The following is a 26,428-nucleotide window of genomic DNA, read 5'->3' on the forward strand; positions in this document are numbered from 1 at the left end:
AAACGAGCGGATCTCCTGATCATGACGGATGTTGTGAGGGGCGAACTAAGTTTGAATGATTGCAGAGCGGTTGCAGAGTATTCAGCGCGATGCGCTCAGTCAGTTCTTCCGGTGTTTGAGCAACGATGCCCCAGCGACAGGCGCCCCCATGACGCTATCGACGCGGCCCTGCTGTTCGCGCGGGGATCAGACCGAACTGCACTCATTCGGGATAGAGCGTGGTCAGCGCTCCGGGCGGCGGCAGAAGCGGCCAAGGAAGGGGAGATCGCTGCTAGCGAGGCAGCGCGCGCCGCTGTTGCAGCCGCCGGCGCGGCTTATCTGCATCCATTGGCTAAGGCTACTCAGGTGAAACACATTCTTGGGTCGGCTGCCCACGCCATACGGGCCATTGAAATAACGCGCCCAAGCGACGGTGGATCGCATTTGGAGATGCTGATAGGCCTCGCCACATCGCAAGTGTCAGATGTTCTCCGACGTTACCCATCGGCGCCACTAAAAGGCGGTCGCATCGGAGAGCTGATCCGGGAAATCGACGCAGCGCTTCGTCGATCGGGTTGAGATTACCGAGAAAATGCGCAGGCCCGCTCTCGATGACTTGTTCGATCGTCGACCTACCCGGGACAGGACCCGTTCCGGATGCCTAAATCCCGTCTTGTCTGCGACGTGCCGAGTTGGCGAGATGCGACGGTTGAGCAGCAAGCATGACAGGCCCGAGTTCCGCTTCGTCGACCGTGTGGAGCGACGTGCATCAAAGATCGCGCCGTTGCGAACTTGCGATCTTCCGCGTTTTGTCCGGCATTCGGTTCGTCGCATACCGGCCTCACTGCCCTTTCAATGCGACATGTCGTTGGCTAGCATGGTTATCGAGCCGAGATTATCTGTTTTACTCTACAATGACTTAGATGGTTTATGGTCGTGTGCGCGCATCCTGCCGCCCCAGCCAAGCAAACAGCCAACGTTTCGTTTCGGCCGCAGGAAATCGACCGCGGGCGCATGGATTGCATCGGCAGGTGTAGCGCCTCCATCTGGAAATGCGGCGCCTGCGATCCAGAACCTCGCGCAGGTGGCGATCGTCACGCATCCGCCGCGTCGCCCGGTGATGTCGACGTCGCCGGGCCAAGCGGGCGGTGTCCTCACACCAGCCGCAACGGGCGCAGCGGGTCGCCGATCAGCCCGCTGACCATCGCTGCCTGGATGCGGGTGGCGGGCCACAGCTTCGACACCGGCCCGACCAGCCGGTCGCGAACGAACGGCAGGACGCGGCTGTCGGATTGATAGACCGGCGTGAACAGCGCGGTCAGCGCCTGATACAGGCGCACGTGCCGCCGTCGCAGCGCGACCGCGCGATCCAGCGCGGCGCGCGCGCCGCCCGCCCCCCGCAACGCCAGCGCCAGAGCATAGGCATCCAGCAGCGCCATGTTCGCGCCCTGGCCCAGCTGCGGGCTGGCCGAATGCCACGCATCGCCGATATGGATCAGTCCGGGGCGGGCGGGCACGCTGAGCGTGCGATGCGCATATCGCGCGAAGGTCAGCTGGTCTGGCGTGTCGATCCGGTCCAGCAGCGGGCGCGTCGCGGGCCACAACGCCGCCACCTCGCGCTTCCACACCGCCAGCCCGGCGTCGTGCCACGCGTCCAGCCGGTCGGCACGCAGCGACCAGAAGAACGCCGTCTGTCGCCGGGTGCCGCCGGGAAAGCGACCGACCGGCAGCACGCCGACCATCACGCTGGCGCGATGATAGCGCTGCTCCAGCGCAGCGCCGTCGAAACCCGCGCCCTCCGGCCAGTCGAGCGTGCCCCACAAAGCGCCATAGGACAGCGCCCGCCCGCACGGCGGTGCCAGCGGGGTGCGGGTGCCCAGCGCATCGACGATCAGGTCGAACGGGCCGGCCGACCGACCGCCTTCCAGCGACAGGCGGCGGCGCCCGTCGGGCAACGGATCGCTGCCCGTCACGGTGCAGCCCGTCTCGATCGCGATGCCGGCGGCGACGACCGCATCGTGCAGGATCGCGAACAGGCTGGCACGGTGGATGCCCACCCCGAACCCCGCGCGCCGCCCCAGCGCGGCATAGCGCACGTCCAGGACGACGCGCCCGCTGCGTCCCGCCTCGCCACGCAGCCGCTCGATGCGCGCGCCATGGTCGAGCAGCGCCTCGGCCAGCCCCAGCGCGTCCAGCACCGCAAATCCGGTCGGCTGGATCATCAGCCCGGAACCGATCGGCCGCGGCGCGTCGAACCGCTCGAACAGCGTGACATGATGCCCGTCGCGCCGCAGCAGCAGCGCCGCCGCCAACCCGGCCGGGCCGCATCCCGCAATCGCGATCTCCAAGGGTGTCATGTCGCCCTTCTAGGACCGCTCACATACGCCGCAGCGCGGCGGCGGGCCGCGCGCGCAGCACGGGCAGCGATCCAGCCACGCCGATCGCCATCGTCACCCCGGCCCCCAGCGCCAGCGTCGCGGCCACCACCCCCCAGTCCGGCAGCCAGTCGAACGCGAAGATCTGCGTCACGACGAACCAGCCGCCGCCGACCCCGATGATCGTCGCGACGATGCCAACCGCGCTCACCAGCAGCGCATATTCGATCGCCTGCGTCGCCAGCACCTGTCGCCGGGTGGCGCCCAATACCTTCAGCAGCACCGCGTCGTAACTGCGTGCCGCGCGCGCCGCCGCGATCGCGCCCAGCAGCACCGCGATCCCCGAAAGGACCGCGACGCTGGCCGCGGCGGTGATCGCGGTCGCCATCTGGCGCACCACGTCCTGCACCTGGGCCAGCACCGATCCCACCTCGATCACCGATGTCGAGGGGAAGCGCGGCAGCAGCGCGGCGGTGACGCGCGGCGCGGCGGCGGCGGGCATGTCGATCGTCGCCGCCAGATTGTGCGGCACGTCGCGCAGCGCGCCGGGGGAGAAGACCATGACGAAGTTGAAGCCCAGCGTCTCCCACGCGATCCGCCGGAACGACGCGATCCGTGCGGTCCGCTCCATGCCCAGCACCGAAACGGTCAGCGGGTCGCCGATCTTCAGGTCCAGCGCGGTGGCCAGCCGCTCGTCCACGGACACCAGGCTCTCGCCTGCCTCCCGTGCCGACCACCATCGCCCCGCGCTCAGCGTGCTGCCCTCGGGCAGCGTGGCGGAGAAGGTCAGCCCGCGCTCGCCGCGCAACGCCCATGCGCCCTCCGGGATCGTCGCCAGATCGGCGACGCGCGTGGTGCCGTAACCGGTGATCGTCCCGCGCATCAGCGGCACGGTGGCGATCGTCGCCCCCGGCACGATCGCGGTGACGGTGCGGCGGAACGCCGCCTCGCGCTCGGGCGGCACGTCGAGCGCGAACAGCGCGGGCGCACGCTCGGGCACCGATGCGCGGATGTTGCCGTCGATGCTGGTGCGGATCGTCGCCAACAGGACGAACAGCGTCAGCCCCAGGCCCAGAGCGACGACCAGCGACACGGTGCGCGATCCGGGGCGGTGCAGCGCCGACAGCGCCAGCCGCGCCAGCGGGCGGCGCGGGCGCGGGGCGCGTGCCGCTGCGGCGCGGATCGCCGCGCCGATCGCCACCAGCACCGCCAGCGCTCCCGCGGTCGCCACCAGGAAGGCGGCGGTGAAGCCCGGCCGCGCGCTGGTCATCAGCGCCAGCACCGGGACCGGCACGCCCGCCGCCAGTCCCCAGGCGATGCCGCGCCAGCCCCCGCCGCTGCGCTGATCGAGCGCGCCGCGCAGCAGCGCCGCCGCCGGCACGCGCCCTGCCGCCACCAGCGGGCGCGCGCAGAACGCCAGCGCGATCAGCAGGCCGTATCCCGCCGCCAGCGCCAGCGGCGCCGGCTGGATCGTCAGCCCCGGCGCGACCGGCAGCACGCCGCTGATCGCCATCCCGGCCAGCGGCACCGCGGCGATCCCCGCGATCAGCCCCAGCCCGATTCCCACCATCGACACCGCCAGCAGCTGCAGCAGATAGATTCGCGCCACCATCCCCGATGTCGCGCCCAGGATCTTCAGCGTGGCGATCGTGTCGCGCCGCGCCTCCAGGTACGATGTGACGCCGTTGCCGATGCCGATCCCGGCGATCACCAGCGCCGCCAGCCCGACCAGCGTCAGGAAATCGCCCATGCGCGTGACGAAGCGGCTGGCCCCCGGGGATGCGCGATCACGCGTCTTCGTCTCCCATCCGGCGGTGTCGAAACGGCGTTCGAACCGCTCGGCGATCGCCGCCGGGTTGCCGGTCGCGGCGATGCGGTAGCGCGTCGCATACAGGCTGCCCGGCTGAATCAGCCCGGTACGGTCCAGCCCGGCGCGCGAGACGATCGCGACCGGGCCGAGCGTGAAACCCTCGCCCAGCCGGTCGGGTTCGTCGGCGATGATCCCGCCGATGCGGAACGTCGCGGTGCCCAGTCGCAGCGTCGCGCCCGGTGCCACCGCCAGCCGTTCCGCCAGCGCGCGGCCGATCCACACCATGTCGTCCGGCGGCGCGCCCGCCGTCCGCCCGTCCGCCAGCGTCAGCCGGCCGTACAGCGGATAGGCGCGGTCCACCGCCTTCAACTGCACCGGCGCGGTCGCGCCCGCGGCGGTGACCGCCATCGACTGCATCCGCACCGTTTCGGATATGCGGCCCGCCGCACGCATCGCCGCCAGCTCGGGCGGGTCGGCCAGCCGCTGCGACACCGCGAATTCCACGTCGCCGCCCAGCAGCACGCGCCCGCGCGCCGCCAGTTCGCGGTCGATCGCCTGGGCAAGGCTGCCGATCGCCGCCAGCGCGCCGACCCCCAGGAACAGGCAAAGGAGCAGCAGTCGCAACCCGCGGAACCGCGCCGACAGCTCGCGCCGCGACAATCGCCACGCCAGCGCCCAGTCGCTCATGCCGCGATCCGGCCATCGGCCAGCGCGACGATCCGGTCGCAGCGCCGGGCCAGCACGGGATCGTGGGTGATGACCAGCAGCGTCGCGCCGGTGTCCGCGCGCCGTTCGAACAGCAGGTCCATGATCCGCTGCCCGGTGGCGGCGTCCAGATTGCCGGTCGGCTCGTCCGCGAACACGATCCGCGGGCGCGGGGCCAATGCGCGAGCGATGGCCACGCGCTGCTGCTCGCCGCCCGACAGCTGCGCCGGGTAATGGCCCAGCCGGTGCGCCAGCCCGACCGCCGCCAGCTCCGCCTGCGCACGCCCCGTCGCGTCGTCGGCGCCGGCCAGCTCCATCGGCACCGCGACATTCTCGATCGCAGTCATCGTGGGCAGCAGGTGGAAGGCCTGCAGCACGATGCCGATCCGCCCGCGCCGCGCGATCGCCAGCCCGTCCTCGTCCATCGCCGCAAAGTCCACGCCGGCCACCTCGACCGCGCCCGACGTCGGCCGCTCCAGTCCCGCCAGGATCGCCATCAGCGACGATTTGCCCGAGCCGGACGCGCCCAGCAGCGCCACACTCTCGCCCTGCGCGACGGACAGGTCGACGCCCTTCAGGATCTCGACCGGGGCGGCGCCGCCCAGCGTCAACCTTACATCCGTCGCGCGGATGACCATATCGCGTACGCTCATGTGGCAGGGGATTCCCGAAGGCGATGACGAAGACAACATATGCGACGGGCGCCGCCCTTCTCCAAGCCTTGTTGCTGGGGGCGTGCGACGCGCCGGCGCGCGATCAGCCGGCCGCCGCCAACGCCGCCGATCCCGCGGCGGCCCCCGCCGCGACCGTCCCGGTGTCGGGGCCGAAGCGCATCGTGCTGGCATTCGGCGACAGCCTGTACGCCGGTTACAGCCTGTCGCGTGGGCAAAGCCTGCCCGATGCGATCCAGGCGCGGCTGCGCGCGCATGGCGTGGACGCGACCCTGGTCAACGCGGGCGTATCCGGCGATACGACCGCGGACGGGCGCCGCCGGCTGGCCTATACGCTCGACCGGATGACGCCGGCGCCCGATCTGGTCATGCTAGGGCTGGGCGGCAACGACGTGCTGCGCCAGCTCAGCCCCGCGGAAACGCGCGCGAACATGACCGCGATGCTGGACGAACTGGCGAAGCGGCGCATCCCCGTGGTGCTGACCGGCATGCTGGCGCCGCCCAACCTCGGTCCCGATTACGCCGCCGCGTTCAACGCCATCTGGCCCGATCTGGCGCGGCGGTACGACGCTCCGCTCGATCCGTTCATCCTGCAGGGCGTTCTGGGTAATCGCCAGCTGATGCTGCCCGACGGCGTCCACCCCAATGCACGCGGCGTCGGGCGGGTCGCCGACCGGCTGGCGCCGCTGGTCGAGCGGCGGCTGGCGGCGCTGCCGGGTAGCGCCACCGCGCCGCAGCGGCCATAGTCACCCGCGAACAGGCGCACACGCCGCAGCGGGAGAGGACGGGACCATGAAGGCATTACGCTATTTCGGCGCGCGCGACATCCGCTACGACACGATGGACGATCCGACGCTGGCCAGCGACCGCGACGCCATCATCCGGATGACCGCGTGCAGCATCTGCGGCAGCGACCTGCACATCTACCACGGCCACGGTTTTTCCGACGATATCGGTTTCTGCGTCGGGCATGAGGCGGTGGGCGAGGTGGTGGAGATCGGCCGCGGCGTGCAGCAGCTGAAGGTCGGCGACAAGGTGATGGTCCCCGCCGCGGTGGGATGCGGGGCGTGCCGGTCGTGCCTGTCGGGCGACGTCGTCCATTGCGACAACGGCCAGGGCGGCTGCTACGGCCTGTCCGCGGCATTGCAGGGCGTCCAGGCGGAGGCGTTCCGCGTGCCCGCCGCCGATGCCAATGCGTGGCGCATCCCGGACGGCATATCGGACGATCAGGCGCTGATGATGACCGACGCGCTGGCGACCGCGTGGTTCGGGGTGCGCAATGCCGATGTGCGGCCGGGCGGATCCGTCGCGATCATCGGTCTGGGGCCGATCGGGCTGATGGCGGTGGAAAGCGCCTGGGTGATGGGCGCGGGTGTCGTCTATGCGATCGATCCGATCCCCGAACGCCGCGCGCTGGCCGAGGCGGCCGGCGCCATCGCGCTCCACCCCGAGGTCGCGCTGGACACGATCCGCGAGGCGACCGGCGGGCGCAAAGTGGACAGCGTGGTGGAGGTGGTCGGCGGCGATGCCACCGTCGACATGGCGTTGCGGCTGGTCCGGGCGCGCGGCACCGTGTCGGTGATCGGCGTCCAGCAATCGCGCCGCTACGCCTTCCCGCTCGAACGTGCCTTCGCCGCCGGGCTGACGTTCCGCACCGGGACGTGTTCGGTACCGGAGGAATGGCCCGCGCTGATCCCGCTGGTGCGCGCCGGGCGGCTGCGCCCCGAACGCTATATCAGCCACCGCCTGCCGCTCAGCGACGGAGAGGATGCCTATCGCCTGTTCGACCGGCGCGAGGAAGGCGCGCTCAAGATGGTGCTGACCGCCTGATCCCGCCGAGGTGCGCGCGTTACCCCGCGCGCACCTCGCGGAAGGGCAGGGTGCGGTCCACCTCCGGCTCGCGCGGCAGGTCCAGCACCCGCTCGCCGATGATGTTGCGCTGGATCTGGTCGGTACCCCCGCCGATCGAGGTGAAATAGGCGTTCAGCGTCAGGAAATTGGCGTCCTCCGCGCGCGGATGGTCCGGCCCCTGCAACAGGCTTTCGGCCCCCAGCAGCAGGGTGCGCACGCGCGCCTCCTCATGCAGGATGCGGCTCATCGCCAGCTTGCCCAGCGACATGATCGGGGACGACGTGCCCTGCGCCAGCTCCGCCTTGGCGCGCGCGGTGTTCAGCCGGTTGAGCGCGCGCCACGCGATCGCCTGTGCCACCTGCTGGCGCACCACCGGATCGTCGATCCGCCCCGCCTCGCGCGCCAGCCCCAGCAGCGAATAATCGCCCTTCGGCCCGCCCGCGCCCGATCGCGGCCCGCGCGCCGCATCGCCCATCACCGACCGTTCGTAGGCGAGCGCGGTCTGCAACACGCCCCAGCCGCCGTTCAGCGGCCCCAGCAGATGGTCGTCGGGGACGAAGGCCTCGGTGATGAACACCTCGCTGAAATGCGCCTCGTCGGTGATCTGGCGCAGCGGGCGCACCTCCACCCCCGGCTGCTTCATCGGCAGGAAGAAGAAGCTGATCCCGCGATGCTTGGGGACGTCCCAGTCGGTGCGTGCGATCAGCATCCCGTAATCGGCGACCGCGGCGCCGCTGGTCCACACCTTCTGCCCGGTCACCCGCCACCCGCCGTCCACCTTGTCGGCGCGGGTGCGGATTGCCGCCAGATCGGATCCGGCGCCCGGTTCCGAATACAGCAGGCACATGCCCACTTCCCCGGCCAGCAGTTGCGGGACGATCTGACCGCGGAAACCCTCGGTGGCGTGCGCCAGTGCGGTATTGGCCCACAGATTGGTGCGGTCCTGCCCCGCGCCCGGCGCGCCGGCGGCGGCAAAGGCGCGCTCGACGATCTTGGCCTGATCGTTGGACAGTCCGCGGCCCCAGCGGTCGGTCGGCCAGCGCGGCACCGCCCAGCCGGCGTCGCGCACCTCGGCCAGCCACGCGCTGCGCGGATCGCGGCCGAAGCTTTCGTGATGGGCGGGCAGGCCGCGCCAATGCTCGGCCAACCATGCCTCCACCTCGGCGCGCAGTTCGTCGTCGGTCATGCCTGTGCCTCCAGTGCGGCCAGATAGCGGTCGCGCCACCGGTCGCTGTCGCCGAACAGCTGCGCCCCCGATCGCGCGCGCCGCAGGTACAGATGCGCCGGATGGTCCCAGGTGAAGGCGATGCCGCCGTGCATCTGGATGCCGTCCTTCGCCACGCGTACGAACGCATCGGCACAGGCGAACGCGGCCAGCGCCACCGCCGCATCTGCGGTCGTGCTGCCGTCCGCCAGCTGCCGCGCGGCGTCGCGCGCGGCGGAGGTCGCGGATTCGCTTTCCAGCAACAGGTCGGCCGCCATGTGCTTGATCGCCTGGAAACTGCCGATCGCGCGGCCGAACTGGTGGCGATCGCGCGCATAGGCGACGGTCATCTCCAGCATCCGCCGCGCGCCGCCCGCCTGCTCGCCCGCCAGCGCGACGACGCCGATGTCGCGCGCTTTGGCGATGACGCCGGCATCCGCCACCTGTCGCGCGGGTGCGTCGATGGCGACGTCCGCCATCCGCCGCGTCCGGTCGAAGACGGGCAGGGGGGTGATCCGCGCATCCGCGACCTCGACCGCGAAGACGCCCTCGTCGGCGGCGACCAGGATCGTGTCGGCGATCGCCGCATCCGCCACGAAGCGCGCGGTGCCGGTCACGCGCCCGCCCGCCACGGTGACGGTATCGCGGCCGGTCCAGCCGTGCCGCCCGGTAAAGGCGACCGCCGCGATCCGCTCGCCCGTCGCCAGTCCGTCGAGGTCGGGGACCAGCGTCGCGGCGATCGCGGCGGAGACCAGCGGCGCGGGCAGCAGCACCGCGCCCGCTTCCTCCATCACCAGTTCCAGCTCGGTCGCGCCCAGACCGGCGCCGCCATGCGCCTCCGGCACCGTCAGCCCGGCGATGCCCAGATCGACCAACGCGCGCCACAGCGCCGGGTCATGCCCGCTGTCGCTGTCGATGATCCGCCGCACGTCGCCTTCGGTGCAGCGATCGGCCAGCAGCCGCCGCACGCTGTCGATCAGCGCGGATCGCTCCTCGTGGGTCAGCGCGGCCGGCGGGGCAGGGCGCAACAGGGTGTCGGTCATGTCAGCGCGCTCCAGCTTTCCATCGCAAGGGTGCGGGCGGTCGCATAATCCGCCTTGCCGTTGGCGGCGCGCAGCGGGACGGTGGCGGCGACGATCGCCTTGGGCACCTTGTATCCCGCCAGATGCGCGCGGACATGGCCGCGCAGTTCCTCTTCGTCCAGCGAACCGTCCGCCGGCGGGGTGACGACCGCCACGATCGCATTGCCCCAGCGTTCGTCGGGCACGCCGACGACCAGCGCGTCGGCGACCGCCGCATGCCGCTTCAGCACTTCCTCCACCTCCTCGGCGAACACCTTCTCGCCGCCGGTGTTGATGCAGGCGTTGCCGCGGCCCAGGAACGTCAGCGTGCCGTCCGCTGCGACGTCCACCCAGTCGCCGGGGATGCAATATCGCTGTCCGTCGATCTCGCGCAGCGTCGCCGCGCTCTTCTCCGGGTCCTTGTAATAGCCCAGCGGATTGGGCGGCCCCAGCGCCAGCATCCCGCGTCCCGCCGTGCCGTTTTCGATGAACCGCCCGTCCTCGCCGATCACGCGGCAGCGCGCGCCGATCGCGAAGCGCGCGGTCGCCACCTCGCCGCCCGCGGTCATCACCGATGCGCCCAGTCCCAGCGCCTCCGACGACGACAGCACGTCGTTCAGCTGCGCGCCGGGCATGAAGTCCAGCAGCCCCCGCTTGACCTCCAGGCTCCACATCACCCCCGACGAGGTGATCGTGGTGACGCTGCCCAGCTCGTACCCCGCGGGCCGTTCCACCAGTTCGCGCAGCAGCGGCCGGGCGAAGCTGTCGCCGACGATCACCAGCGTGTCGGGGCGGTGCCGGTCGATCGCGCGCAGCATCTCGGCGGCGTCGAAACCGGGGCTTTCCAGCGTCACGACGCTGCCGCCCAGCAGCAGCGCGTTCAGCGCGACGATTAACCCGGTGCCGTGCATCAGCGGCGGCGCCACCACCGCGCGGGTGGTGGGCGCATGCTGCGCCACGAACGCCGCCAGATCGTCCAGCGTGTCGGGCACCGCGATTGATCCGCGCAGGCCCGCGACCATCAGCCCGCGCAGGTCGCCCTGCGGCCACATCACCCCCTTGGGCGATCCGGTGGTGCCGCCGGTGTAGATGAAGAACAGGTCGTCGGGCGACCGCTCGATCCCCAGTGGCGATCCGTCGCCGCCGCCGGTCAGATCGCCGAACGATGCGGCCCCGTCCGCCGCCGGTGTATCGCCCGCCTCGATCCACTGAATGCTCGCGTCCAGCCGCGGGCGCACCTCGGCGATCCGCACGCGGAACTCGCCGCCATAGACGACGACCCGCGCATCGGCATTGTCGAACAGATACGCCAGTTCCTCGCTGGCATAGCGGTAGTTGACGTTGACCGGCACCTGCCGCGCCTTCAGCGCGGCGCACAGCGCGATCAGATATTCCGGCCCGTTGCGCAGGTAGATCGCCAGCTTGTCGCCCGGTTGCGCGCCGCCGTCGCGTACCGCGCGCGCCAGCCGGTTCGATGCCGCCGACAGCTGCGGCCAAGTGAGCGTGCGCTCGCCATGGATGATCGCGATCGCGCCCGGGTCGATCCGTGCCGCGATCGTGTCGAGCATGTCGCCCATGTTCATCATGCTCTGTCCTCTCCGCTGCGCCTGTTCGCGCTTTTACTCCGCGATCAGGTCGTTCAGCCGCTCCACCGCCTCGATATAACCCGTCTTGAAGTCCTGCACGACCTGCCCCGCACCGCGCACATCGTCGACCAGACCCACGCCCTGACCCACGAAATAGGTCACCAGATCGCGCGCTTTCGCATTCCCACCTTGCGCTGCGGCGTCCGCGGCCCGCAACGCACCTTCGCTGATCAGGCTCATGAACGGCATCGGCAGCGCGCCCGGGCTGTCGGGATGCCGCTCCCACGCATCGGTCCAGGTGGAGCGCAACTGGCGCGCGGGCTTGCCCGTCCGGCTGCGCACCCGCACCGCATCGCGGCTGGTCGCCGCGATCATCTTCTCGCGGAACACCGGCGACGTCTCGCTTTCGGTCGTCGCCAGCCATACCGATCCGGTCCACGCGCCCGCCGCGCCCATCGCCATCGCCGCGGCCATCTGCTCGCCCGTCATGATCCCGCCGGCCGCAAGGACGGGGATATTCCGGTCGCTTCCCAATGCCTTGATGATCTCCGGTACCAGCACCAGCGTGCTCACCTCACCGCAATGCCCGCCCGCCTCGGTGCCCTGCGCGACGATGATGTCAACCCCCGACGCGGCCAGCCGCAGCGCATGTTCCTTCGCCCCCGCCAGCGCCGCCACCGGGACGCCATGCGCCCGCCCCATGTCGATCATCTCCTGCGGCGGCACCCCCAGCGCATTGGCGATCAGCTTGATCGGATGCTCGAACGCCGCCTCCAGCGTGCGCAGCGCATTGTCGGGATCGAACGGCTGCGGCATATCCCCCGTCCGCTCCGACGCCGCCCGCCGTGTCACCCCGGCATCGGCCAGCAACCCTGCCGCGAAGGCGCGGTGCGCGTCGGGAATGCGGCCTTCCAGCGCGCGCGTCGTGACACCCCGCTCGCCGCGAGTCGCGAGATTTTCGGGCACCAGCACGTCGATGCCATAGGGTTTGCCGTCGCAATGGCGATCGATCCAGTCCAACTCCTCATGGATCGTTTCGGGCGTGTGGATGGTCGCGCCCAGCACCCCGAACCCGCCCGCACGGCTGACCGCGGCGACGACGTCGCGGCAGTGACTGAAGGCGAACAGCGGAAACTCGATCCCGAGCATCTCGCACAGCCGCGACTTCATGGCGCCTCTCCTATTGTTAGGGAGACGAATAGTTCGTGGCCCTAACTAAGTCAATCGGTAGGTTCGGGGGGCGGGCGCCGTTTGCCGCGTTCGTCGATGAACAGCGCCATTGCCGCGAAGCCGTCCAGGATCGCCTCGCGCTCCGCATCCGGCAGATGCGTCTCGAATACGCCTGCCAGCGCCTCGTCCAGCCGGGCGAAGCGCCGTTCGCCATCCTCCGTCAGCCGCAGTTCCACGGCCCGCGCGTCGGCCTCGTCCCGCCGGCGATAGATCAGGCCGCGACGTTCCATCTCGCCGATGAGCGCGGAGGCGGTGGGGCGGCCGATCCCCGACGATGCCGCCAGTTCGCTCGCCCGCCGCGGTCCCCGCCGCAGCATCAGCATGAACCGGAATTGCGGGATCGTCAGGTCGGCATGGCGCGCCGCCTGTTCGAAGGCGCGGAACAGGACGATGACCAGCCGCGCAGCCAGGATGGATCGACGGTCGGTCACGTTTCAAACCTTTGACAGCGGGGCGTCAGCGGTCGCGACCATGCCTGTCGCGATGATGGTCTACAACAGTGCGAACGCGAGCGTTGGGACGCCCGCGCTGTCGCTCCCGGCTCTGGTCAGCGCGCGGGAATGGCGTCCAGAACCCGCAACAGCCCGCCGTCGTCGCGGCGCACCGTCAGCGCGCGATAATCCACGATCCGCGGGTGGCGCGTGTCGATCGGATGCGCGTGGGTGGCGGTCACCACGATAACGTCGGCGCCGGCCGCCTCGGCAGCGGCGATGCCGGCCGGCGCGTCTTCCCACACGAGGCAATCGGCGGCCGAGACACCCAGCCGGTCGGCGGCGAGCAGGAAGGCGTCGGGTGCGGGCTTTCCGTTCGTCACGTCCTCGGCCGTGACCATCACCTCCGGCGACGTCAGGCCGGCGGCGGCGAGGCGCCGTTCGGCGAGCGCCAGTGGGGCGGAGGTGACGATCGCCCAGCCGTCCGCAGGCAGCGCCGCGACGAACTCCGCGGCGCCCGGCAGCGCCACCACGTCGGCGACATCGTCCATTTCCGCCTGAAGCAGCGCGGCGAATTCCGCCTCGGCATCGACGCCGGCGGGGGCGAAGCGGCGGATCGTCTCGATCGCGCGCACGCCGTGCATGTGGCGCATCAGCAGGTCGACGTCGATCGCGTGGCGGCGCGCCCAGGCGGTCCAGGCACGCACTGCGGACGGGATGCTGTCGATCAGCGTCCCGTCCATGTCGAACAGGAAGGCGGCGTAGCTGCGCGTCACGTCCGGTTCGCCGCCGACAGAACGGCGCGCACGCTGGCGGTGGCGATATCGGTGTCGATCCCCACGCCCCAGACGGTGCGCCCGTCGGCGGTGCGGCATTCGAGATAGGCGACCGCCTGCGCGCCGGCGCCATGGCCGATCGCGTGTTCGGAATAGTCGACGACGTCGAGTGTCGGCCCGGTGCTGTCGGCCAGCGCCGCGATCACGCCGGAGATGAGGCCGTTGCCGCGCCCGGAGATCGAGCGTTCCTCTCCGTCGATCGCCAGCCGCCCGACGAACACGCGGTCGCCCGCGGGACCGTTTTCCTCATAGTCGCGCAGCACGAACCGGTCGGCCTCGCCGGGCAGATACGCGCGCTCGAACGCGCCGAAGATATCGGCGGCGTTGAGTTCGCGGCTGGTTTCGTCCGCCAGCGCCTGTACATGCCGGCTGAAATCGGCCTGCAGTCGCTTGGGCAGCTTCAGCCCCTTGTCCTGTTCCAGCACCCAGGCGACGCCGCCTTTGCCGCTTTGCGAATTGACGCGGATGACCGCTTCGTAGCTGCGGCCCAGGTCGGCGGGGTCGATCGGCAGATAGGGGACTTCCCACAGATCGTCGTTGCGCGCGGCCTGCGCGGCGAACCCCTTCTTGATCGCGTCCTGATGGCTGCCGGAAAAGGCGGTGAACACCAGTTCGCCGGCATAGGGGGTGCGCGGGTGGACGGTGATGTTGGTGGCATATTCCACCGTCTTCACCACCGCGTCGATATCGCTGAGGTCCAGCTGCGGGTCGACGCCCTGCGTGTACATGTTGAGCGCGACGGTCACGAGGTCGCAGTTCCCGGTCCGCTCGCCATTGCCGAGCAGGCAGCCCTCGACCCGGTCGGCGCCCGCCATCATGCCCAGCTCGGCGGCGGCGACACCGGTGCCGCGGTCGTTATGGGTGTGCAGCGAGATGACCACCGCGTCGCGGTTGCGGATGTGCCGGCCGAACCATTCGATCTGGTCGGCATAGACGTTGGGCGTCGCGCATTCGACCGTCGCGGGCAGGTTGAAGATGATCGGCGCGTCGGGCGTCGGCTGCAACACGTCCATCACCGCCTCGCATACCTCCACCGAGAAATCGAGTTCGGCGGTGGAGAAGGTTTCGGGCGAATATTCGAACTGCCAGCGGGTGTTCGGGCGCTTGGCCGCTTCGTCGCGCAGCACCTTCGCGCCGTCGATCGCGATCTGCTTCACTTCGGCGCGCGTCATGCCGAACACGATCTTGCGCCACGCGGGCGACACCGCATTGTACAGGTGGACGATCGCGGTGGTCGCGCCGTCGAGGCTTTCGAAGCTGCGTTCGATCAGGTCGCGGCGCGACTGGGTCAGCACCTGGATCGCCACATCGTCGGGAATGCGCCCGTCGCGGATCAGGCCGGAGATGAAATCGAACTCGGTCGCGCCGGCGCTAGGGAAACCGACCTCGATCTCCTTCAGCCCGACTTTGACCAGCAGGTCGAAGAACCGCGTCTTCTTCTCCGCATCCATCGGGTCGATCAGCGCCTGGTTGCCGTCGCGCAGATCGGTCGACAGCCAGCGCGGGGCGCGGGTGATCGTCTTCGACGGCCAGGTGCGGTCGGGGATGTCGATGACGGGGAAGGGGCGGTATTTGGTCGAGGGATCGCGCAGCATGACGGTCGGCTTTCCGGGATAAGGGCGCTTCGGCGGTGGTCGGATCGTTACCCTCAGGCGCGGGCGGCGCGGCCGTGGGGCACGCCGCAGCGGTGACGCGCCTAAGGGCGCGTAAGTCGAAGCAGGAGGCCGGTCGCCAGCGTCATCGCGCGCATCGGTAGCGCGCCGCGCGCCCGCTTGTCCAGCCGGAACGCCGCATCGCCGGCATGATCTGGATTAAGGAGTTGTTTAGGAAAGCCTCAACCGTTTGCCAGCAAAAGCAACTCCGCGAAGGAGAGGGCGGGGCGATGCCATATCAACTGGTCTATATCAGCAGCGCGGTCGGGCAGGTCGATGGCGACACGGTGCTGGCCGTATCGCGGCGCAACAACGCGCGCGACGGGTTGACGGGGCTGCTCTACGCCGACGGGCGACGCTTCCTGCAGGTGCTGGAGGGCGAACGGGCAGCGGTGGAATGGGCCTATCAGCGGATCGCGATCGACCCGCGACACCGCGCGCTGGTCGTTCTGTCGCAGCGTGACGTCGCCGAACGCGAGTTCGGCCCGTGGGAGATGGCGGAGCGCGCGCCGGGCGCGGATGGCGAGGCGCTGCTGGAGCGGATCGACCATCTGCTGGCGCGCGCCGCGCCGTCGGTGCGCGCGACCTTCGAAGGCCTCGCCCGGATCCACCGCGCGGCGTGATCCGGGCGAAGCGCCGCGTCTCCGTTCAGGCGGTGAAGGCGGCGTTGACGGTCAGCTTCACCTCGTCAGAAACGATCGGCACGGCCATGCCGAGGCCGAAGTCGCTGCGCTTGATCGTGCCGGTGCCCTTGAAGCCGAAATTGAGCTTCTTGGTCATCGGATTGGTGCCGGCGCCGACGAACGTCACGTCAAGCGTCACCGGCTTGGTGATGCCCTTGATCGTCAGGTTGCCGGTCATCGTCGCGCGGTTGGCGCCGCGCGGGGTCACCGCCGTCGACACGAACTGCGCATTGGGGTTCGCGGCGACGTCGAAGAAATCCTTCGACTTCAGGTGCGTGGCGAACTGGCTGCTGGTCACCGACAGATCGGCGACGGCGAATGTCACGTTGACCTTGGTCTGCGCGGGCTTGGCCGGATCGATGGCGATCGACCCGCCCGACGCGCCGAACTGCCCCTGCAGCATCGAAAAGCCCATGTGGTTCACCTCCCACGTCACCTGGGTGTGCGCGGGATCGACCTGATAGGTGCCCGCGGCGACGCGGGTGGTGGGGGCGCCGGGCATCGCCGGGGCGGCGGCCATCTGGGCGACCGCGGGAACGGCAGCCGCCATCAGCGCGGCGGCGATCACGTAACGCATGGAATCATCCTCCTGTTGTCGTCCCGCTGCATCACAGGCGGGACGAGGGAGCGAAAGCACCAGCCGTGAAACGGTTCATTTCGTGTCGTCGCCGCCGTCGTCGTCGCCGCCACCGGGCGCGTCGGTCGCACCGCGCTCGATCACCCGGAAATTGTAGGTGATCTGCACCAGCGCGCCGATCACCGGCTTGCCGTTGATCGATGGCGGGCGGATCAGGAACTGGAACGATGCCAGCCGCGCCGCGCGCGACAGGCCGCTGCCGCGGGTCTCGCCCATTTCGCGGCAATCCTCCACGCGCATCCGCGGCGCGGTGCGGCACACGATCACGCCATAGCCGCTCTGCATCCGCGCGGGCAGGTACGGGCGCATCTCTGCCGGGGTGGGGCGGCGAAACCAGTCGCCCATGTAGATGTCCGCGCCGCCCGGCCCACGCCCGATCGGCGCGGAATCGGCGGTGCGCGTATCCTGCGCGGCGCTGCGATCCGGGGCGGGCGTGCCCTTGATCCGCGACACGTCGGCGGCGGCATAGTCCGCGCGGCTGAGGATCAGCACGCCGGGCAAATGGAGCGGCACGGGCGGCACCGGCAGCGGCGGGGCAGGCGCCGGGCGCGGCGGCGTTGGGGCGGGGTCGCGTGCCGCCGCGGGCGGGCGCTGTTCGCGGCGCTCGGCCTTCTTCTGGCTGGGGGGCTGTGGGCGCTCTCCCACATTCGTCACGTCGAAGGTCGACAGCCGGCGCCCGTCGCCGATGTCACCCGGAACGAAGAAGCCGAGCCGCAGCAGCGCCCAGACGATCAGCGCCGCGATCCCCAGCGCCAGCAGGATCGACGCACCCCGGCTGCCGGCATCGGCGCGCGCGCTGTACGACGAATTTCGGTACGTCGCCGTCCGCATGGCGCGCGCGATACATGGCGGCGCGAATGGGGGCAATCGGGCTTCGGATTACAAAGCCGTCATGCGGGGGGCGACACGGGGGACGGTCGGGCGTCGGACCCCGCCAGGCCGGGGCCGAAGCCCCGGCTTGGCGTGCCGCCCGTCGCCTTAGTTCTTTTCCTTGTCGACCAGCTTGTTGGCGCCGATCCACGGCATCATCGCGCGCAGTTCGCTGCCGGTCTTCTCGATCGGGTGCGCCTCGGCAGCCTTGCGGGCCGCCTTCAACTCGGGCTGGCCGGCGCGGTTGTCGAGGACGAAGTTCTTGACGAAGCGACCCGACTGGATGTCGGCCAGCACGCGCTTCATCTCCTTCTTCGTCTCGTCCGTGATGATCCGCGGGCCGGTGGTGATGTCGCCATATTCGGCGGTGTTGCTGATCGAATAGCGCATGTTGGCGATGCCGCCTTCATACAGCAGGTCGACGATCAGCTTGGTTTCGTGCAGGCACTCGAAATAGGCCATTTCAGGCGCGTAGCCCGCCTCGACCAGCGTTTCGAACCCGGCCTGGATCAGGTGGGTGATGCCGCCGCACAGCACCGCCTGCTCGCCGAACAGGTCGGTTTCGCACTCTTCCTTGAAGTTCGTCTCGATGATGCCCGAACGGCCGCCGCCCACGCCCGAGGCATAGGCCAGCGCGATGTCGTGCGCGTTGCCGCTGGCGTCCTGCTGCACCGCGATCAGGCACGGCACGCCGCCGCCCTTCACATATTCGCTGCGCACGGTGTGGCCCGGGCCCTTGGGGGCGATCATGATGACGTCGATGTCGGCCGGCGCCTCGATCAGCCCGAAATGGACGTTGAGGCCGTGCGCGAACGCCAGCGCGGCGCCGGGGCGCACATTGCCCTTCAGGTCGTTTTCCCAGATCGCGGCCTGATGCTCGTCGGGGGCCAGGATCATGATGATGTCGGCCCAGGCGGCGGCTTCCTTGTTGCTCAGCACCTTGAAGCCGGCGCCTTCGGCCTTCTTCGCGGTGGCCGACCCCTCGCGCAGCGCGATCGCGACGTCCTTCACGCCCGAATCGCGCAGGTTCTGCGCATGGGCATGCCCCTGCGAGCCGTAACCGACGATGGCGATCTTCTTGCCGGTGAGCAGGTTCAGATCGGCGTCGCGATCGTAATAGACCTTCATATTCCCTTTTCCTCTTGCCGATCGTCATCCCGGCGAAGGCCGGGATCCAAAGCCGCGGACGGCGGCGCTTGTGGTTCTGGACCCCGGCCTCCGCCGGGGTGACGGTTAAAACCTATTGCCTACGCCGCGTCCTTGCCCCGGGCGATGGCGACGATGCCGGTGCGCGCGACCTCGATCAGGCCGACTTCGCCCATCAGCTCGACGAACTTGTCGATCTTCTCGATCCCGCCGGTCACCTCGAACACGAAGCTGCTGGTCGTCGCATCGACCACGCGCGCGCGATAGACGTCGGCCAGGCGCAGCGCCTCGATGCGGTGGTCGCCGGTACCGCGCACCTTCACCAGCGCCAGCTCGCGCTCGACATGCGGCCCCTCCGCGGTCAGATCGTGGACGCGGTGGACGGGCACCAGCCGGTCGAGCTGCGCGACGATCTGCTCCAGCGTCGCGGGCGATGCGCTGGTGACGATCGTGATCCGGCTGACCGCCTTGTCCGCGGTCACCTCCGACACGGTCAGGCTTTCGATGTTGTAGCCGCGCGCGGTGAACAGACCGGCAATGCGCGCCAGGATGCCCGGCTCGTTATCGACGATCACCGCCAGCGTGTGGCGTTCGGCCTTCTCTTCGCTGATGTGCATTCTCACGTCATCCCGGCCAAGGCCGGAATCTCCCTGTTGCTGGGGAATCATGGGCGTCGCGATGCCCGGCGGTCGCCGGGCGACGACGGGGTCAGACCAGCGCCTTCGCCTCGTCGTCCATCGTGCCCGATACCTCGTTGGCCTGCAGGATCATCTCGGTATGCGCGGCGCCCGAGGGGATCATCGGGAAGCAGTTGGCGAGCTTCGCCACCATGCAGTCGACCATCACCGGCCCGTCATGCGCCAGCATGTCGGCGATCCCCGCCTCCAGCTGGTCGGGCGTCTCGATCCGGATGCCCTTCCAGCCATAGGCCTCGGCCAGCTTCACGAAATCGGGCAGCGCATCCGAATAGCTTTCGGAATAGCGGCTTTCATAGGTCAGCTCCTGCCATTGGCGGACCATGCCCATGTACTCGTTGTTGAGGATGAACACCTTCACCGGCAGGCGATATTGCGTCGCCGTCGCCAGTTCCTGGATGTTCATCTGGATCGACGCCTCGCCCGCGATGTCGATCACCAGCGCCTTGGGGTTGCCCAGCTGCGCACCGATCGCGGCGGGCAGGCCATAGCCCATCGTGCCCAGCCCGCCGGAGGTCAGCCACTTGTTGGGCAGGTCGAAGTCGAAATGCTGCGCGGCCCACATCTGGTGCTGGCCGACCTCGGTGGTGATGATCGGCGAGCGCGCGTGTGTGGCCTCCCACAGCGCGCGGATCGCGCGCTGCGGCATGATCTCCTTGGTCGATTCGGGGAAGGACAGGCACTTCTTCGCCCGCCATTCGCCGATCCGCTGCCACCAGTTCGCGGTGTCGGGCTTGGGATGCTGGCGCGCCTTCCACACGCGCACCATGTCCTCCATCGCGTGACCGGCGTCGGCGACGATCGCCAGGTCGATACGCACCGTCTTGTTGATGCTCGACCGGTCGATATCGATATGGACCTTGCGGCTGTTCGGGCTGAACGCATCCAGCCGCCCGGTGACCCGATCGTCGAAGCGCGATCCGATCGCGACGACCAGATCGGCCTGGTTCATCGCCATATTGGCTTCGTAGGTGCCGTGCATCCCCAGCATGCCCAGCCACGCCGGGCCGCTGGCGGGATAGGCGCCAAGGCCCATCAGCGTCGAGGTGACCGGCGCACCGGTGATCCGCGCCAGTTCCTGCAACAGCTGCGAGGCGGCCGGGCCGGCGTTGATGACGCCGCCGCCGGTATACAGCACCGGGCGCTCCGCCGCGGCGAGCATGTCGACGACCTGCTCGATCGCGGCGCGATCCGCCTTCAGCGCCGGGCGATAGGTCTTGTGCTGGATCGGGCCGGGCTTCTGATATTTCGCGGTGGCGACCTGCACGTTCTTGGGGATGTCGACCACCACCGGGCCGGGGCGGCCGGAGGTGGCGATATGGAACGCCTCATGGATCACCGGGCCGAGGCGCGCGGGGTCCTTCACCAGGTAATTGTGCTTGGTGCAGTGGCGCGTGATGCCGACGGTATCCGCCTCCTGAAAGGCGTCCGACCCGATCAGCGTCGTCGGCACCTGACCGGTGATGACCACCATCGGGATCGAATCCATCAGCGCATCGGTGATCCCGGTGACGGCGTTGGTCGCGCCCGGGCCGGAGGTGACCAGCACGACCCCGGGCTTGCCGGTGGAACGGGCATAGCCCTCCGCCGCGTGGGTGGCCGCCTGTTCGTGGCGCACCAGGATGTGCTTGATCCGGCCCGACCGGAACAGCGCGTCATAGATCGGGAGAACGGCGCCGCCAGGGTAGCCGAACACGACCTCCACGCCGAGATCGCACAGCGCCTCGACCAGGATGTCTGCTCCGCTCTTCTCGGTCACGTCACGTCTCCTCAACACGGCAGCGGCGTCTGTAGCCGCTGCGGAGCCGGCGCGCTACGGCATCGAAAGTTACGCGTCAACCGCTTTGTGTGAAATAAAATTGCGAATTGCTGCATGTGCTGCGTTGCCAGTCCGTTGGCGGCTGGTGGCGGAACCAGGTATATTGCCGCTTGGCGTAGCGCCGCGTGGCGAGCTGCGCCCGCGCCAGCGCCTCATCGCGCGAAAGCGTGCCGCCCAGCATCGCGGCGATCTCCGGCACGCCGATCGCGCGGCGGACGGGGGCGTCGGCGGGCACGTCCGCGCGGGCGATGAGCGCGGCGACCTCCTCGACCGCGCCGTCGCCGAACATTGCCGCCAGCCGGGCGTCGCACCGACGCATCAGTTCCTCGCGGTCGGGCAGCAGGACAAGGGCGCGCAGGTCGACCGCGCCGCCGATACCGCCCTCCCGCTGCGCGTGCCACGCGGCGAGCGGGCGCCCGGTCGAGCGCACCACCTCCAGCGCGCGGGCGACGCGCGTCGTGTCGGCGGGGGCGAGGCGCGCGGCGGCGGCGGGGTCCTCCACGGCCAGCGCGGCGTGGGCCTGCGCCACGGGCAGCGCGCGCACCGCGTCGCGGATCGCCGGGTCGACCGCGGGGACGGGGGCGATCCCGTCGATGAGCGTGCGCAGGTACAGGCCGGTTCCGCCGACCAGCACCGGCACGCGGCCCGCGGCATGTGCCTCGCCGATCACCGCGCGCGCCTCGGCCGCCCAGCGCGCGGCGGAACAGCTGTCGGCGCCGTCGACATGGCCGAACAGCCGGTGCGGCACGCGCGCCTCGTCGGTGGGGGAGGGGCGCGCGGACAGGATGCGCAGGTCGCGATAGACCTGGCTGGCATCGGCGTTGACGACCACGCCGTCGATCCGCTCCGCCAGTTCGATCGCGAGCGCGCTCTTGCCGCTGGCGGTCGGCCCTGCGATGAGCGCCAGCCTTGGCAGGTCCCGGGGCAGGTCCTGTGGTTTTTCCGGAGAAGACATGTTCACGGCGACACTGATAGCAGCAGGGCGGCTGACGCCCAATGTGGTGGCCGACGCGAACGACCGGCTGGCGGCGGCGGGCTGCGCGCCGACGACCTTGCACTGGATCGACGAGGGCGATGCCGCCGACCTGCATTTCGAACTGGCGCCGGAGGCTGCACGAGCGGCGCTCGAGGGGGCGTTCGCGGACGTCGACGTCGTCGTCCAGCCGCGCGACGGGCGTCGCAAGATGCTGCTGGTCGCCGACATGGATTCGACGATGATCACGGTCGAATGCATCGACGAACTGGCCGATTACGCGGGGCTCAAGCCCAGGATCGCCGCGATTACCGAGGCGGCGATGCGCGGCGAGCTGGATTTCGAGGCGGCGCTGGACGCGCGCGTCGCGCTGCTCAAGGGGCTGGATGCCGGCGTGATCGACGATTGCCTGCGCGAACGGGTGCGGTTGATGCCGGGTGCGCAGACGCTGGTGCGCACGATGCGCGGCTGGGGCGCGCGGGCGGTGCTGGTATCGGGAGGCTTCACGCGCTTCGCCGAGCCGGTGGCGCAGGACATCGGCTTCGACGAGGCGATCGCCAATGTGCTGGAGATCGACGGCGGGGTCCTGACCGGCGCCGTCGCGCGACCGATCGTCGGCGCGGCGACGAAGAAGGCGACGCTGCTCGACCGCCGGGCGGCGCTCGGGCTGGCCGATGCCGCGACGCTGGCGGTCGGGGATGGCGCCAATGATCTCGCGATGATCGAGGTCGCCGGACTGGGCGTCGCCTATCACGCCAAGCCGGTGGTCGCGGCGGCGGCGGCGGCGCGGATCGAGCATGGCGACCTGACGGCGCTGTTGTGGGCGCAGGGGGTGCCGAAGGCGGAGTGGGCGGCGGCCTGAGCCGCCGCTCGCTGGCCGATCAGCGCGCGTCGGTTACAGGAACGGACGCCCGCCGGTGACCGGGACGGTCGCGCCGGTGATGTAGCTCGCCTCATCGCTGGCCAGCATCACATAGGCCGGTGCCAGTTCGGCAGGCTGGGCGGCGCGGCCCAGGGGGGTGTTCTCCCCAAAAGTCTTCACCGCCTCCGGCGGCATCGTCGACGGTATCAGCGGGGTCCACACCGGGCCGGGGGCGACCGCATTCACGCGGATTTTCTTTTCCGCCAACATCTGCGCCAGCCCGGCGGTGAAATTGTGGATCGCACCCTTGGTGGTGGCATAAGCCAGCAGCTGCGCATTCGGGCTGTCGGCGTTGATCGACGTGGTGTTGATGATCGACGCGCCCGCGCGCAGATGCGGCAGCGCGGCCTTCGCCAGATAGAACATTGCGTGGATGTTCGTCGCGAAGGTGAGCTGCCACTCCTCGTCCGCTATGTCTTCCAGCGCCGCGAAGCTCGCCTGATGCGCGGCGTTGTTGACCAGGATATCCAGCCGCCCGAACGCCTCGACCGTCCTCGTCACGACGGCGCGGGCATGATCGGCGACACTGATGTCGCCGGGGAGCAACAGCGCGCGGCGTCCCGCCTCCTCGATCAGTCGCTGCGTTTCGTGCGCGTCCTCGTCCTCGTTCAGATAGGAGATCGCGACGTCGGCGCCTTCGCGTGCGAACGCCAGCGCCACGGCGCGGCCGATGCCGCTGTCGCCGCCGGTGACGATCGCGACCCGATCGGCCAGGCGGCCGTGGCCGACATAGCTGTGCTCGCCATGGTCGGGGCGCGGGTCCATCGCGGCGGTCGTGCCCGGCATCGCCTGCTGCTGCGCGGGATAGGGCGGGGTGGGATAATCGGTCATGGGAAAGCGTCCTCGCGGGGGTTGCGGTACGCATTCCCAATGGGCGGCCGGGGAGCGGCGTTCCCCGGCCTGACCTGCATCAGCCAGTTTGCACGCGCTCCGCCACCAGCGTGTCGACCACGCCCGGATCGGCAAGCGTCGAGGTATCGCCCAGATTGCCCAGATCGTTCTCCGCGATCTTGCGCAGGATGCGGCGCATGATCTTGCCGGAGCGCGTCTTGGGCAGGCCTGGCGCGAACTGGAGCGCGTCGGGGCTGGCGATCGGGCCGATTTCGTTGCGAACCCATTGGCGCAGCGTCGCGCGCAGCTCGTCCGACGGCTCCTCGCCGACGTTGAGCGTGACGAAGGCGTAGATGCCCTGGCCCTTCACCTCGTGCGGCATGCCGACCACCGCCGCCTCCGCGACCGTCGAATGCGCGACCAGCGCCGATTCCACTTCCGCGGTGCCCATGCGGTGCCCGGACACGTTGATGACATCGTCGACGCGGCCGGTGATCCAGTAATAGCCGTCGGCATCGCGGCGACAGCCGTCGCCGGTGAAATACTTGCCCGGATAGGTCGTGAAATACGTCTGGAAGAAGCGGTCGTGGTCGTTCCAGACGGTGCGCATCTGCCCCGGCCAGCTGTCGGTCAGCACCAGATTGCCCTCGGTCGGGCCCTCCAGCACCTTGCCTTCGGCATCGACCAGCTGCGGCTGGACGCCCGGCAGCGGCTTCGTCGCCGACCCCGGCTTCAGATCGGTGGCATGGGGCAGGGGAGAGATGAGGATGCCCCCCGTCTCCGTCTGCCACCAGGTATCGACGATCGGGCAACGCCCGTCGCCCACGACGCGGTGGTACCAGCCCCATGCCTCCGGGTTGATCGGTTCGCCGACCGTGCCCAGCAGCCGCAGCGACGCGCGACTGGACTTCGTCACCCACTCGTCGCCCTCCCGCATCAACGCGCGGATCGCGGTGGGGGCAGTGTAGAGGATGTTGACCCCCAAGCGGTCGACCGTCTCCCACAGCCGCCCGTGATCGGGATAATTGGGAACGCCGTCGAACATCACCGTCGTCGCGCCGTTGGCGAGCGGGCCGTAGACGACATAGGAGTGACCCGTGACCCAGCCGATATCGGCGGTGCACCAGAACAGTTCGCCGTCGCGGTAGTCGAAGACGTCGCGGAACGTCTTGGTCACCCACACCAGATAGCCGCCGGTGGTGTGCAGCACGCCCTTGGGCTTGCCCGTCGAGCCGGAGGTGTAGAGGATGAACAGCGGATCCTCCGCATTCATCGGCTCCGGCGGGCAGTCGTCCGACACGCCCTCCAGTGCGTCGTGCAGCCATACGTCGCGGCCCTCGGTGATCGGCACGTCCCCGCCGGTGCGGCGGATGACCAGGACGTGGCGCACGCCGGGGCAATGCTCTAGCGCCTTGTCGACGTTCTTCTTGAGCGGGATGCGCTTGCCGCCGCGGCACCCCTCGTCGGCGCAGATCACCACCGAGGAATCGCAATCCTGAATACGGTTCGCCAGGCTGTCGGGCGAGAATCCGCCGAACACGATCGAATGGATCGCCCCGATCCGCGTGCAGGCCAGCATCGCCGCTGCAGCCTCCGCGATCATCGGCAGGTATAGCGTGACGCGATCGCCCTTTCGTACGCCCAGCCCCTTGAGGACGTTGGCGACGCGGCAGGTTTCACGGTGCAGTTCGCGATAGGTGAGCGTGCGTGTCTCGCCCGGCTCGTCGCCTTCCCACACGATCGCCGGCTGATCGCCGCGCGTGGACAGATGCCGGTCGAGGCAATTGGCCGATACGTTCAACGATCCATCGGCGAACCAGCGGATGCGGAAGTCCGCCTCGTCGAAGGAGGTGTCCTTTACGGTCGTAAAGGGGGTGATCCAGTCGATGCAGCGTGCCTCGTCGCGCCAGTAGCCGTCGGGATCGGTCGCTGCGGCCTGCCATTGCGCCTCATAGGCGGCGCGATCCAGGCTGCCGGCTCGCCCCGTCGCGGCGGGATAGAGGGTCTCGGTCATGCGCTCTCCTTGGTCCGAACGTTCGTGTCGTCTGATTCAGGTGTGTCGTGTGCGGCAGGGAACGGTCAAGGCGCCAGACCGTTCAGACCAGCGACGCGCGCATGACGTGCCTCGCCGGTGGGACAGGCGGGGCATGTTTCAGAAAAAATGCGCCCTCGCCAAAAAACTGTCATCGAATCGGTTGACGGGGTTGGAAGTGCCCCATATATGCCGCTTCACCGACGGGGCGCACCACACGGAACGCTTCGAAAGTCACAGCAAAGCAGGCGCTTAGGACCGCCCCGATAAAAAGGGGATGGGACAGGGCGTCGGTTTTTGCCGCTCTTTGACATTGTGATTTAGATGAAGGGACATGTGGACGGTGGTCTGCGGGTCTGGCGCATACAAGGTGCGTTGGGGTCGTTAGAAGTTAAGCCGTTTCATGTGTCTTTCACGTATCCATTTATG

The 26,428-nt window shown here is 69.5% G+C and carries 23 protein-coding genes; 5 read left to right on the forward strand and 18 right to left on the reverse strand.

Features of this window, described 5'->3' with window-relative positions; translation table 11 throughout:
* Positions 1 to 21 precede the first annotated feature (21 nt).
* A complete protein-coding gene (locus tag COA07_RS18765; RefSeq protein WP_083956754.1) occupies positions 22 to 558 on the forward strand; it encodes a putative immunity protein in 537 nt (178 codons plus the stop codon).
* 575 nt (positions 559 to 1,133) lie between these two features.
* On the opposite strand, the gene COA07_RS11140 is transcribed toward COA07_RS18765, so the two are convergent.
* Genes COA07_RS11140 through COA07_RS11150 form a run of 3 tightly spaced genes read right to left on the reverse strand, consistent with a single transcriptional unit; the run spans position 1,134 to position 5,522 of the window.
* Complete coding sequence (locus COA07_RS11140; RefSeq protein ID WP_066708307.1) at positions 1,134 to 2,336, reverse strand: FAD-dependent oxidoreductase; 1,203 nt, start codon at positions 2,334 to 2,336, stop codon at positions 1,134 to 1,136.
* 19 nt (positions 2,337 to 2,355) lie between these two features.
* Positions 2,356 to 4,851 (reverse strand): ABC transporter permease, encoded by a 2,496-nt coding sequence (locus COA07_RS11145; RefSeq protein WP_096640983.1) that lies wholly within the window; start codon positions 4,849 to 4,851, stop codon positions 2,356 to 2,358.
* Positions 4,848 to 5,522, reverse strand: coding sequence for an ABC transporter ATP-binding protein (locus tag COA07_RS11150; protein WP_245842119.1), 675 nt, complete (start codon positions 5,520 to 5,522; stop codon positions 4,848 to 4,850). The genes COA07_RS11145 and COA07_RS11150 overlap by 4 nt, the downstream gene beginning before the upstream one ends.
* A 23-nt stretch (positions 5,523 to 5,545) precedes the next feature.
* Between COA07_RS11150 and COA07_RS11155 the strand changes: the two genes are divergently transcribed.
* Together COA07_RS11155 and COA07_RS11160 are read left to right on the forward strand one after the other, a co-directional pair.
* Positions 5,546 to 6,286 carry an arylesterase gene (locus tag COA07_RS11155; protein ID WP_066709981.1) on the forward strand — a complete coding sequence of 247 codons (741 nt, stop codon included), beginning with the start codon at positions 5,546 to 5,548 and terminating at the stop codon, positions 6,284 to 6,286.
* Positions 6,287 to 6,332: 46 nt separating this feature from the next.
* Entirely contained in the window at positions 6,333 to 7,370 is a 1,038-nt protein-coding gene (locus COA07_RS11160) for an alcohol dehydrogenase family protein (protein WP_066709974.1), read from the forward strand.
* Positions 7,371 to 7,389: 19 nt separating this feature from the next.
* Here COA07_RS11160 and COA07_RS11165 read toward each other — a convergent pair whose 3' ends face one another.
* From COA07_RS11165 to leuA, 7 genes are all read right to left on the reverse strand, one after another.
* Positions 7,390 to 8,577: an acyl-CoA dehydrogenase family protein gene (locus COA07_RS11165; protein WP_066709972.1), complete on the reverse strand. Its 1,188-nt coding sequence runs from the start codon at positions 8,575 to 8,577 to the stop codon at positions 7,390 to 7,392.
* Positions 8,574 to 9,638, reverse strand: coding sequence for an acyl-CoA dehydrogenase family protein (locus COA07_RS11170; protein ID WP_066709970.1), 1,065 nt, complete (start codon positions 9,636 to 9,638; stop codon positions 8,574 to 8,576). The genes COA07_RS11165 and COA07_RS11170 overlap by 4 nt, the downstream gene beginning before the upstream one ends.
* Entirely contained in the window at positions 9,635 to 11,239 is a 1,605-nt protein-coding gene (locus tag COA07_RS11175; RefSeq protein WP_245842120.1) for an AMP-binding protein, read from the reverse strand. The genes COA07_RS11170 and COA07_RS11175 overlap by 4 nt, the downstream gene beginning before the upstream one ends.
* A 36-nt stretch (positions 11,240 to 11,275) precedes the next feature.
* Positions 11,276 to 12,412 carry a nitronate monooxygenase gene (locus tag COA07_RS11180; RefSeq protein ID WP_066709965.1) on the reverse strand — a complete coding sequence of 379 codons (1,137 nt, stop codon included), beginning with the start codon at positions 12,410 to 12,412 and terminating at the stop codon, positions 11,276 to 11,278.
* Between the two features lie 50 nt (positions 12,413 to 12,462).
* On the reverse strand, positions 12,463 to 12,903 hold the full coding sequence (locus COA07_RS11185) for a MarR family winged helix-turn-helix transcriptional regulator (RefSeq protein ID WP_066709963.1): 441 nt from the start codon (positions 12,901 to 12,903) through the stop codon (positions 12,463 to 12,465).
* Between the two features lie 116 nt (positions 12,904 to 13,019).
* Positions 13,020 to 13,679, reverse strand: a complete 660-nt coding sequence (locus COA07_RS11190) for an HAD-IA family hydrolase (protein ID WP_245842121.1) — start codon at positions 13,677 to 13,679, stop codon at positions 13,020 to 13,022.
* On the reverse strand, positions 13,676 to 15,334 hold the full coding sequence (leuA, locus tag COA07_RS11195; protein WP_066709961.1) for a 2-isopropylmalate synthase: 1,659 nt from the start codon (positions 15,332 to 15,334) through the stop codon (positions 13,676 to 13,678). The genes COA07_RS11190 and leuA overlap by 4 nt, the downstream gene beginning before the upstream one ends.
* A gap of 287 nt (positions 15,335 to 15,621) precedes the next feature.
* On the opposite strand from leuA, the gene COA07_RS11200 reads away from it, so the two are divergent.
* Positions 15,622 to 16,014, forward strand: a complete 393-nt coding sequence (locus tag COA07_RS11200) for a BLUF domain-containing protein (RefSeq protein WP_066709958.1) — start codon at positions 15,622 to 15,624, stop codon at positions 16,012 to 16,014.
* A gap of 25 nt (positions 16,015 to 16,039) precedes the next feature.
* On the opposite strand, the gene COA07_RS11205 is transcribed toward COA07_RS11200, so the two are convergent.
* The 6 genes from COA07_RS11205 to miaA form a co-directional block, all read right to left on the reverse strand.
* A complete protein-coding gene (locus COA07_RS11205) occupies positions 16,040 to 16,651 on the reverse strand; it encodes a YceI family protein (RefSeq protein ID WP_066709955.1) in 612 nt (203 codons plus the stop codon).
* Between the two features lie 75 nt (positions 16,652 to 16,726).
* Positions 16,727 to 17,542 (reverse strand): hypothetical protein, encoded by an 816-nt coding sequence (locus tag COA07_RS18295; protein ID WP_096640985.1) that lies wholly within the window; start codon positions 17,540 to 17,542, stop codon positions 16,727 to 16,729.
* 147 nt (positions 17,543 to 17,689) lie between these two features.
* A complete protein-coding gene (ilvC, locus tag COA07_RS11215) occupies positions 17,690 to 18,709 on the reverse strand; it encodes a ketol-acid reductoisomerase (RefSeq protein ID WP_066712794.1) in 1,020 nt (339 codons plus the stop codon).
* Between the two features lie 119 nt (positions 18,710 to 18,828).
* Complete coding sequence (gene ilvN / locus COA07_RS11220; RefSeq protein ID WP_066490939.1) at positions 18,829 to 19,344, reverse strand: acetolactate synthase small subunit; 516 nt, start codon at positions 19,342 to 19,344, stop codon at positions 18,829 to 18,831.
* Positions 19,345 to 19,435: 91 nt separating this feature from the next.
* Entirely contained in the window at positions 19,436 to 21,181 is a 1,746-nt protein-coding gene (locus tag COA07_RS11225; protein ID WP_066712796.1) for an acetolactate synthase 3 large subunit, read from the reverse strand.
* Between the two features lie 76 nt (positions 21,182 to 21,257).
* Positions 21,258 to 22,196 carry a tRNA (adenosine(37)-N6)-dimethylallyltransferase MiaA gene (miaA, locus tag COA07_RS11230; RefSeq protein WP_096640987.1) on the reverse strand — a complete coding sequence of 313 codons (939 nt, stop codon included), beginning with the start codon at positions 22,194 to 22,196 and terminating at the stop codon, positions 21,258 to 21,260.
* Between miaA and serB the strand changes: the two genes are divergently transcribed.
* Positions 22,195 to 23,076, forward strand: a complete 882-nt coding sequence (gene serB, locus COA07_RS11235; RefSeq protein ID WP_066712661.1) for a phosphoserine phosphatase SerB — start codon at positions 22,195 to 22,197, stop codon at positions 23,074 to 23,076. The two genes, miaA and serB, sit on opposite strands and share 2 nt — an antisense overlap.
* 33 nt (positions 23,077 to 23,109) lie before the next feature.
* On the opposite strand, the gene COA07_RS11240 is transcribed toward serB, so the two are convergent.
* Both COA07_RS11240 and acs read right to left on the reverse strand, forming a co-directional pair.
* Entirely contained in the window at positions 23,110 to 23,967 is an 858-nt protein-coding gene (locus COA07_RS11240) for a glucose 1-dehydrogenase (RefSeq protein WP_066712664.1), read from the reverse strand.
* Positions 23,968 to 24,046: 79 nt separating this feature from the next.
* Entirely contained in the window at positions 24,047 to 25,981 is a 1,935-nt protein-coding gene (gene acs / locus COA07_RS11245; protein WP_066712667.1) for an acetate--CoA ligase, read from the reverse strand.
* Between the last annotated feature and the right edge of the window lie 447 nt (positions 25,982 to 26,428).

Origin of the sequence: Sphingomonas adhaesiva, assembly GCF_002374855.1 — a bacterium.
In the GTDB taxonomy this organism is placed as follows: domain Bacteria; phylum Pseudomonadota; class Alphaproteobacteria; order Sphingomonadales; family Sphingomonadaceae; genus Sphingomonas; species Sphingomonas adhaesiva.